We start from the raw sequence: 9,607 nt of genomic DNA, 5'->3' as shown, positions 1-9,607 counted from the left end.
GCACGCGCCATCGACTACCTCGCCGGGAACGCACGACGCGCACACCCTAAACGGGATCGACAACGTGGGCGGCTGCAATTCGGTCTGGAGCCGATTTTCGCGAATCCTTAACTACATAACCTATGAGTCTACACTAGAGTCGTGTTTGACCGGAGCATCCGCGAGAAGAGCGAGAATACGAGGAACGTACCAATATGCGCATCGCACAGGTTGCTCCTTTACATGAACGGGTGCCACCGAAGCTCTACGGCGGCACCGAACGCATCGTCTCATATCTCACGGAGGAGTTGGTGCGACTCGGCCACGATGTCACCCTCTTCGCGAGCGGGGATTCGCTGACGCGTGCCCGGCTCCGGGCGCCTTGCCCGCAGGCCTTGCGACTCGATCCGGACTGCTGCGATCCTCTAGCGTCGCACGTGCGCATGCTGGGCGAGGTTTACCAGCGGGCTCGCGAGTTCGACATCATTCATTGTCATACCGATTATCTCGGGCTGCCGCTCACGTGCTACACGGCCACGCCCACGCTGATTACCCTGCACGGACGCCTCAATCTCCCGGATATCGCCCCGCTGTATTACGACTATCCGAAGGTATCCTTGGTGTCGATCAGCGGGACTCAACGCGCGCCCATGCCGAACGCCAATTGGTTCGCGACATTGTACCACGGCCTGCCCGAGGACCTCTATCGATTCGAGCCGAAGCCGGGCTCTTACCTTCTTTTTCTCGGCCGGATCTACTTCGAGCACGTGGTCCTCCCGCTTCTCGATCACCCGCTCATCGAGTTCATCGGCGAGGTCGACGAGGCGCAGAAACAGATCCTGCTCGGCAACGCCATGGCATTGCTATTCCCTATCGATTGGCCGGAGCCCTTCGGATTGGTCATGATCGAGGCCCTGGCTTGCGGTACCCCGGTGATCGCCCGGCCGCGCGGTTCGGTGCCGGAAGTGCTGCGCGATGGGGTCACCGGATTACTGTGCGAGACGGAGGACGAGATGGTCGAGGCCATCAGGCGTGTCGCGAACCTGAACCGCACCGATTGCCGGCGCGAGTTCGAACAACGCTTCACCGCCGCAATCATGGCCCGGGGCTATCTTCGACCGGATGGCATTGCCTCAGGGCATCGACCGGCTCGAGATCCGTGGAGTGCACATACGCGATGCTCGCGTCGATCTGACCATCAACCGCGGCCGCGGGGGTGCGACGCTCGAGAGGGTGGACACACGGGGCGACGCCGTCGAGATCATCGTACGCCAATAGCGGTCGGGCTCCCCTTATTTCGGGATCTCGAGCTTCTCGACCGGCTTGTGGCTGACCGCGGTCGGGAACATCACCTCGCCGTTCGGGACCTTGGCGCCCACCGGCCAGAGATGGAAGATGATGCCGTCGGTCTGGGAGGCGGCCTCCGCGATCTCCTTGGCTTTCTCCGGTGGCACATCGAGCACCTGCACTCGCCCGGTAGCGATCTCTTCCTTGTGGTCGTGGAAGTGCTTGTTCCATTGCTCCAAGGTCACGCTGGTGCGCGCGAGCTTCTTGTCGATGAAATACTCGATCTCGACCAACTCGGCATTGGGATCGCTCGACAGGAAGATCATGCACTGCAAGACCTCCGGTTTGATGGACTTGCAGTAGTGGTGATAGGGGCCGTGCACCGTGCCGTCCTCGTGGCGATGGGGTGCGACGACGTGGATGTCGAACCCCTCGGCCGGGCTCTTGGGGTCCTCGGCGAGTGTGGGCTGGGCTACGAGATTGGCGGCACCGAAGGCCGCGATGAGTGGAAGGCTGGTACGCATGATGTTGTCCTCGATATCTCGTTATTGAACGATATGCTCGGATCCAAGCTCGCCGATGCGAGCCTGGTTCCTGTGCGCCTTCCACGGGGGTCGACCGGGAAGCGCGTTCGGATCGGAACCGCCCCGTGGATATTATCCCCCCGATTACGGGAAGCCGGGGGGATGATCCATAGACTGCGTCGCGCGCGATCGCCGGAATACCCGCTCCTCGAATGGTACGGTGACAACGGCCCGATCGCCATGGGCCAATCCGGCTCCGCGCCGGCTTACGGTTCCGCCAGGCTTCTGCTAATCGTACAGAAAACACCGCGCCCGATGCGTGTGGCCGAACGCGCTGGCCTCGGGATAGGCCTCGCGGCAGCGCGGCATCACCTTCGGACAGCGCGGGTGGAAATGGCAACCGGAAGGGGGGTTGGCGGGGGAGGGGAGGATGCCGGGCAGGCGGATCACCTCGCGCTTGCGGGCCGGATCGATCTCGGGGACGGCGGAGAGTAGCGCCTGGGTGTAGGGGTGTTTGGGCGTCTCCAGTACCTCCTCGACCGTCCCCTCTTCGACGATGCGGCCGAGATACATGACCGCGATCCGATGGGCCAGGTACTCGACCACCGCCAGATTGTGGGTTATGAAGAGATAGGCCAGCCCGAGCCGCGCCTGGAGGTCCTTCAAGAGGTTGATGACCTGCGCCTGGACCGAGACATCGAGGGCGCTGGTGGGCTCGTCGCAGACGATGAGCTTGGGGCGCACCGCCAGCGCCCGGGCGATGCAGATCCGCTGGCGCTGCCCGCCCGAGAACTCGTGTGGATAGCGGTGCTTGACCTCGGCGGGCAGCCCCACCTGCGCGAGCAGCTCATCGACGCGTCGCTCCCGCCCGCCGCGATCGATCCCCTGGGCGAGCATGCCTTCCGCGATGATGGCCGCGATCGTCATGCGCGGGTTCATCGAGGCATAGGGGTCCTGGAAGATCACCTGCATCTCCGCGCGCCGCTTGCGCAGCGCCCGCCCCCGTAGCGTGCAGAGGTCCTGGCCCTCGAAGCGCACCGTGCCGGAGGTGGCCGAGACGAGCCGCAGGATCGCCTTCCCCATCGTTGTCTTCCCGCACCCGGATTCGCCCACGAGCGCCAAGGTGGTGCCGGCGGCAATGGTGAGCGAGACCCCATCGACGGCGCGCACATAGCCCGAGATGCCGCGGAGAAGACCCTTGCGGATCGGGAAATGGACGCGCACATCCTCGACCTCAAGCAGCGGTCCCGACGCCTTGAGCCGGTGCAGATCGGCATCACCGAGCGCGCCGGCCGGCGGTCCCGACGGGATGGCGCGCGCGCCCCGATAGCGCGGATCGTGCAGATGGCAGCGCACCGCCTGGTCCGGCGCGACCGGGAGGATTCCGGGCCGCACTGTCCGGCAGGTGTCCCAGGCGCTGTCGCAACGGGAGGCGAAGCGGCAGCCCGGAAACTCGTGCCCGAGCGCCGGCACGCTACCGGGGATGACCGCCAGCGCCCGGCCCCTCTGGCGCGTGCTCGGGACGGCAGCGAAGAGCTTGCGTGAATAGGGATGGGCGGGGCTCTGAAAAAACGGCCTGCGGGCGCCGGTCTCGACGATGTGGCCCGCGTACATGACGGCCACCCGATCGGCGATCTCGGCCACCACCGCGAGATCGTGGGTGATGAAGAGGAGCGCCATGCCCCGCTCGCGCTGCAACGCCTTCAGCAACTCCAGGATCTGCGCCTGGAGGGTGACGTCCAGGGCCGTGCTGGGTTCATCGGCGATGAGGAGGCTGGGCCCGGCGGCGATGGCGATGGCGATCATAACCCTCTGCTTCATCCCCCCCGAGAGCTGGTGGGGATATTCGTGATAGCGCCGCTCGCGGTCCGGGATCCCCACGGCCTCGAGGAGCCCCAGGACCCGGGTACGGCCCGCGTCGGCGCCGTGGACGTCCAGGACCTCGCCGATCTGCCGCCCGATGGTGAGCACGGGGTTCAGCGCGCTCTGCGGCTCTTGAAAGATCATCCCGATGCGTCCGCCGCGGACCATGCGCATCTCCGCCTCGGGCAGGGCCAGCAGGTCTTCGCCGTCGAGCCACACGTGGCCCGACACGATACGCGCGCCCTCCGGCAGGAGGCGGGTCATGGCGAGGGCGGTCATGGACTTCCCGCAGCCCGACTCGCCGAGCAGGCACAGGGTCTCTCCCCGAGCGATATGGAGATCCACCCCGTCGACGGCGCGCACGGCCGTCTCGCCGGCGCCGATCCAGGCGCGGAGCCCGGAGACTTCAAGGAGACGCGCGGGCCCTAGATGAGGGACACCGGGCTCAGGCGCCTGCAGGGTCATCCTCATCGACTTCCGGGTGGCTCGATTTCCGGGGGCACGACGCGCGGTTTGCGGTGCTCGTCGATGGCCACAAACGTCAGGACCGCCTGCGTGACCCGGATGCACTCGACGCGCGCCGGGTTGCGCTCGGCGTAGACATCGACCTGCACCGTGATCGAGGTGCGGCCGACCCGCACCACCTCGGCGTAGCAGCTCACGATGTCGCCGACGAACACCGGCTCATGGAACTCGACCGAGTTGACGGCCACGGTGGTCACGCGCCCGCGCGCGCGGCGGATCGCCGGGATGCTGCCCGCGATATCGACCTGGGAGAGGATCCAGCCCCCGAAGATGTTGCCGGCGAAGTTGGTGTCCGAGGGCATGGGCACGATCCGCAAGGTCGGCTCGCGGTCCTTGGGGAGGGTCGCTCGTGAAGGGATCAGGGTCATGCGATCACTAGCTTTTTCACGGGATGGGTTTCATAGGATGGATTTCATAGGATGACGGGCGCATCCGGCAACTCGTCGCGCGGCTCCTCCCCTGCGGGGTAGTGTAGCGCGAGGTGATGGCCCACCGCCTCGATCCCTTCGACCACGCCGCGCGTAAAGCGGCCGGCGCGGAACTCCTCCTCCATGCGCCGGCAGATCGCCTCAAAGCCCGCGGGGCCGACGTGCCTGGCGATGGCGCGGTCCGCGACGATCTCGACGTCGCGGTCGGCAAGCAGGAGGTAGATGAGGACGCCGTTGTTTTCCTCGGTATCCCAGATGTGCAGGGCGGAGAACACCTCGATGGCCCGCTCGCGCGCCGTCTGACCGGCGATAAGGGGCCGGAGGTCCAGCGCCCCCTCCACCGCGTAGCGGATCTGTCCCCTGTGCCGGGACTCCGAGGCAGCGATGGCCGCCTCGATGCGCGAGAGCGCCGCCGCCGGGAACGCCCGCCGCACCAGGAGCCCTGGAAATAGCAGATGCCGAAACACGCGCGCGAGGTCCATCACCCGAGTCCTATTGCTTACGGTCTGTACCCAGGGTCTATTACCAGCGCCCCGAGGCCCCGCCGCCTCCGAAGCCCCCGCCACCGCCCGAGAACCCGCCGCCCCCGCCGGAGCGGCCCCAACCTCCCCGGCCGAAACCGCCGCCCATGCCGCCGTAGCGTCCCCGGCCTCGGAAGACGCTCGCGCTCGGGTCCTGGGCGAACAGGATGAAAAACGCGACGGCGGCCGCGATGAGGGCCCCGAGCCAGGACCCGACTAGCCACCAGATGATACCCCCGGCCATGGCGCCCCCGAGCCCCGCGCCGACCAGACGGCCGAACACCCGGTGGAGCACCTGCGCGGCGATGAGGGCGGGGATGAAGACGAGGGGCAGGAGGTCCCCGATGGGAGAGGGGGACGTCTCCGCCGGGGCCGGCAGGGGCTCGCCGGCAATGAGCCCCATGAGGCGCTCGACCCCGGCCGTGATCCCGCCATGGAAATCGCCTGCCTTGAAGCGCGGCGTGATCGCCTCGTTGATGATGCGGCTCGCCAGGGCATCCGGGATCACCCCTTCGAGGCCATACCCGACCTCGATCCGCACCCGCTGATCGTCCTTCGCGACCAAGAGAAGCACGCCGTCGTCCACCCCCTTGCGCCCGAGCTTCCAATTCTCGACGACGCGGATCGAATACCCCTCTATCGCGTCGGGCGCCGTGCTCGGAACGATGAGCACGGCGATCTGGGCGCCCTTCCGGGTTTCAAAGTCACGCAGCCGGTCTTCGAGCGCCTGGATCTCTGCGGGTTTGAGCGTGCCGGTGAGATCGGTCACGCGCGCCGTGAGCACGGGCACGGGGACCTCGGCCCACAACACGGTGCACAAGCCCAGCGCCAGGACCGCCAAGCCCCAGCGGCGGGCCGCGCGGCCGTGCGCCCCGACAGCCGACAACCCTTTCGCCGCGGCGCTCAGCGCGACGGCGCCGGGGCGGGGGCGAAGTCCACCGTGGGCGCCCGCGAGATCTGGGCCTCATCGGCGACGGTGAACGACGGCTTGGTTGTCATCCCGAACAGCATAGCGGTCAGGTTGGATGGAAACGACCTCACCTTCACGTTGTACTCCTGAACCGCCTTGATATAGCGATTGCGCGCCACGGTAATGCGATTCTCGGTGCCTTCGAGCTGGGCCTGGAGATCGCGGAACACGCCATCCGCCTTGAGGGCCGGGTAGCTCTCCGCGACCACCATGAGCCGGCTCAAGGCCGAGCCGAGCTGGCCCTGGGCGGCCTGGAAGCGCGCCATGGCCTCAGGGTCGTTGATGAGCTCCGGGGTCGCCTGGATCGTCCCGACCTTGGCCCGTGCCTCGGTGACCTGGGTCAGGACCTCACGCTCGTGGCTCGCATAGCCCTTGACCACGTTGGCGAGATTGGGCACCAGATCGGCGCGGCGCTGATACTGGTTCAGGACCTCAGCCCATGCGCCCTTGATCTCTTCGTCAAGGCGCTGGAGGGCGTTGTAACCGCACCCCGAGAGGCACGCAGCGATGATGAGCACGGCAGCGAGTCGACGGTGCATAGGAACCTCCGAGGTCTCGAAAGGGCAAGGGGTTTGCGACGACCATGGGCTATTTTCTTCCATATTGCCGGGCGGAGAAAGGTTGCCCCTGACGTGCGCGGACGTAGCGGGAGGGGGCGTGGTAACTTGTGCTACGCTCCGTCTATGCTGACCCGCGAGGAGACCAAAGCGGTTTACGACCAAGGGCCAGAAGCGGTCATCGCACTGGTCGAGCGCTTGTGTGTACCGATTGAGGAGCAACAGGGGCAAAATGCACAACTCCAGGCGCAGGTTGCCACGCTCCAGAACCGGGTCAAAGAACTAGAGGACCGGCTGGCATTTAACAGCCGCAACGGCAGCAAACCCTCTCTTATACAGGCCTTCACCCGTAATTTCCTGGGCCAGTCGCCGGACTGGTACAAGTTGACCGTGCTCGGGTTCCTGGTGCTGAACCCTATCCTGTTCTTCGTCGTCAACCCTTTCCTTGCCGGCTGGGTGCTGGTGCTGGAGTTCATCTTCACCCTGGCCATGGCGCTCAAATGCTATCCGCTGCAGCCGGGTGGTTTGCTGGCGGTGGAGGCCATCGCCATGGGGATGGCCAGCCCGGAGACGGTGTATCACGAGACCTATAGTAACTTCTCCGTGATCCTGCTGCTGATCTTCATGGTGGCGGGCATCTATTTTTTGCGCGAAATGCTGCTGTTCACCTTCACCAAGCTCCTGGTGAAGGTGCGCTCCAAGACGCTGCTGGCGTTCGTGTTCTGCTTCACCGCGGCGTTCCTGTCGGCGTTCCTGGATGCGCTCACCGTGACCGCGGTGGTGATTACCGTTGTGACCGGTTTCTACATGGTGTATCACAAGATCGCTTCGGGCAAAGGCTTCGACGACGAGCACGATCACCAGGACGACGAGCTTGTGCATGACCCCAGGAAGGGCGAACTGGAGCGTTTCCGCGGTTTCCTACGCAACCTGATGATGCACGCGGCGGTGGGCACCGCGCTCGGTGGCGTGACGACGCTGGTGGGCGAACCGCAGAACTTGTTGATCGGCAATGTGGTCGGTTGGGAATTCGTGCCGTTCTTCTTGCACGTCGCGCCGGTGTCGTTGCCGGTGCTCGCCGTCGGACTGACTACCTGCGTCTTGCTCGAGAAGCTCAAGTGGTTCGGTTACGGTGAGCAGTTGCCCGAGGCGGTGCACGAAGTCATGGAGCGCTACGAGGCCGATCAGTCCGCGCGCCGCGAGCTGCGCGGCACGCTGATCATCGTCGTGCAGGTGTTGGTCGCCGTCTTTCTGGTCGTCGCACTCGGCCTGCACCTGGCGGAAGTGGGACTGATCGGGCTCTGCGTGATCGTGCTGTCCACGGCGTTGAACGGCGTCACCGAGGAGCGCCGCCTGGGCCCCGCCTTCGAGGAGGCCCTGCCGTTTACTGCGCTGGTGGTGGTGTTCTTCGCCATCGTCGCGGTGATTCACGATCAACACCTGTTCCGGCCGGTCACCGAGTATGTGCTGAGCCTGGACGGTCAGGATCAACTTGCCATGATGTACGTCGCCAACGGCCTGCTGTCCATGATCAGCGACAACGTGTTCGTGGCGACCGTGTACATCTCGGAGGTGGACGCCGCCCTGAAGGCGGGGCTCATCGGCCGCGAGCAGTACGAGCTGCTGGCGGTGTCCATCAACACCGGCACCAACATCCCCAGCGTGGCCACGCCCAACGGCCAGGCAGCCTTCCTGTTCCTGCTGACGTCCAGCCTGGCGCCGTTGATCCGCCTGGGCTACGGGCGCATGGTATGGATGGCGTTTCCGTACACCGTCACGATGTCGACCACGGGCCTGCTGGCCACGATCTTCCTGCTGTAGGTGTAGGCCGCGTGCACGGCCGGCCGCTCGGCAAACTTGGGACCCTACGCGAAGCTCAACGATCTGATGGTTTTGGCGGCCTGCTGATGGCCGGTCTGATCGGTTCCACCGGTGGCTCATCGGGGTTAACGGCAAGCGTACGAGTCTTGGGAATGATGGTGAGGTCCATGTCTTCCATAATATCGCGCCGAGCAAAACCTGGTCACCCATGACCAACGCCCCCGCAAACCCTACTCCGTTCTCGAAATGAAGCTCGATCGGGCCAACATACTGAACCACCTTCCGACTGTACGAACATCTCGGCCATCCACTCACCATCCTCACGGCGCTGCCCTTGGCCGGGTTTGGGGCACTGGTCATGCTTTTGCTCTTCGACCAAGAGCTCAATATGTTCAGCTTCGTGGGAATCATCCTCCTCGTGAGCCTGGTCAAGAAGAATGGGATCATGATGGTGGATTTCTCACTCACCCTCCAGCGTGAAAAAACCCTGCCGGCAGAGCAGGCCATCGTCGAGGCCTGCCTGGTTCGCTTCCGACCCATCATGAACCACGATCGCGGCGATCCCCGCTATCCTGCCCATCGCGCTTGGTTATGGCGCAGGCGGCGAGGCACGCCAGCCCCTCGCGGTCGCGGCCGGGCTTTTGTTCTCGCAGTTTCTGACACTGTACATCACCCCGACCTTTTACGTGAGCCTGGAGCGGCTCGTCCAACGGCTGCGCATGCACGCCTCCGGTACAGGGCGCGAGAAACGGGGCTCTAAGCGCCTGCGCGCGCGGACATCGCGACGTGATCGCGCGGTTCGGTCGCCATCCTCATCGCAGCGAGATTCTAGTGTAGTGTCCCTTGAATAACTTTACAGATTATCCCGCTTGTTTTTCCCTCGGGGCAGGGTGGATCCGGGCTTGATCTGCTCCATCTTGACCCGCGCCCGGTCGACCTTCTCGATGATCTGCCCTACGGTGGCCGTCCAGATGAACGGCTTCGGGCTTTGGTTCCAGGCTTGCATAAATTCGTCAATCGCCTGTTGTAAATCCGACACGCTCATGAAGCTGCCGCGTCGAATCGCTTGCTCACTCAATTCTCGAAACCAGCGCTCCACCAGGTTCAGCCAGCTTGAACTGGTCGGAACAAA

General features: G+C 64.9%; 9 protein-coding genes and 2 pseudogenes. 4 read left to right on the top strand and 7 right to left on the bottom strand.

The features are described 5' to 3' along the window. Positions 1-194 precede the first annotated feature (194 nt). Together M3461_23795 and M3461_23790 are read left to right on the top strand one after the other, a co-directional pair. Positions 195-983, top strand: a pseudogene (locus M3461_23795) (glycosyltransferase family 4 protein). A 118-nt stretch (positions 984-1,101) separates the two neighbouring features. Further along, positions 1,102-1,257: a hypothetical protein gene (locus tag M3461_23790; GenBank protein MDQ3777159.1), complete on the top strand. Its 156-nt coding sequence runs from the start codon at positions 1,102-1,104 to the stop codon at positions 1,255-1,257. Positions 1,258-1,271: 14 nt separating this feature from the next. Here M3461_23790 and M3461_23785 read toward each other — a convergent pair whose 3' ends face one another. The 6 genes from M3461_23785 to M3461_23760 all read right to left on the bottom strand — a co-directional run bounded on the left by M3461_23785 (position 1,272) and on the right by M3461_23760 (position 6,636). Next, positions 1,272-1,790, bottom strand: coding sequence for an OBAP family protein (locus M3461_23785; GenBank protein MDQ3777158.1), 519 nt, complete (start codon positions 1,788-1,790; stop codon positions 1,272-1,274). Positions 1,791-2,078: 288 nt separating this feature from the next. After that, positions 2,079-4,118 (bottom strand): ABC transporter ATP-binding protein, encoded by a 2,040-nt coding sequence (locus tag M3461_23780; GenBank protein MDQ3777157.1) that lies wholly within the window; start codon positions 4,116-4,118, stop codon positions 2,079-2,081. Between the two features lie 2 nt (positions 4,119-4,120). Then, positions 4,121-4,546: an acyl-CoA thioesterase gene (locus M3461_23775; protein MDQ3777156.1), complete on the bottom strand. Its 426-nt coding sequence runs from the start codon at positions 4,544-4,546 to the stop codon at positions 4,121-4,123. A gap of 44 nt (positions 4,547-4,590) precedes the next feature. Continuing rightward, positions 4,591-5,088, bottom strand: a complete 498-nt coding sequence (locus M3461_23770) for a TPM domain-containing protein (GenBank protein MDQ3777155.1) — start codon at positions 5,086-5,088, stop codon at positions 4,591-4,593. Between the two features lie 40 nt (positions 5,089-5,128). After that, positions 5,129-6,013 (bottom strand): YgcG family protein, encoded by an 885-nt coding sequence (locus M3461_23765; GenBank protein ID MDQ3777154.1) that lies wholly within the window; start codon positions 6,011-6,013, stop codon positions 5,129-5,131. A 17-nt stretch (positions 6,014-6,030) separates the two neighbouring features. Continuing rightward, positions 6,031-6,636, bottom strand: a complete 606-nt coding sequence (locus M3461_23760) for a LemA family protein (protein ID MDQ3777153.1) — start codon at positions 6,634-6,636, stop codon at positions 6,031-6,033. 144 nt (positions 6,637-6,780) lie between these two features. Here M3461_23760 and nhaB point away from each other — a divergent pair, with 144 nt between their 5' ends. Both nhaB and M3461_23750 read left to right on the top strand, forming a co-directional pair. Next, positions 6,781-8,475 (top strand): sodium/proton antiporter NhaB, encoded by a 1,695-nt coding sequence (gene nhaB, locus M3461_23755; GenBank protein ID MDQ3777152.1) that lies wholly within the window; start codon positions 6,781-6,783, stop codon positions 8,473-8,475. Between the two features lie 286 nt (positions 8,476-8,761). Continuing rightward, a pseudogene (locus tag M3461_23750) lies at positions 8,762-9,326 on the top strand (efflux RND transporter permease subunit). A gap of 2 nt (positions 9,327-9,328) precedes the next feature. On the opposite strand, the gene M3461_23745 reads toward M3461_23750, so the two are convergent. Next, on the bottom strand, positions 9,329-9,607 hold a 279-nt coding region (locus M3461_23745; protein MDQ3777151.1), incomplete at its 5' end, for a hypothetical protein.

Source organism: Pseudomonadota bacterium (assembly GCA_030860485.1).
Lineage (GTDB): Bacteria > Pseudomonadota > Gammaproteobacteria > JACCXJ01 > JACCXJ01 > JACCXJ01.
The sequence above is the reverse complement of the archived record's forward strand: the minus strand, read 5'-3'. Positions and strand labels throughout refer to the sequence as shown.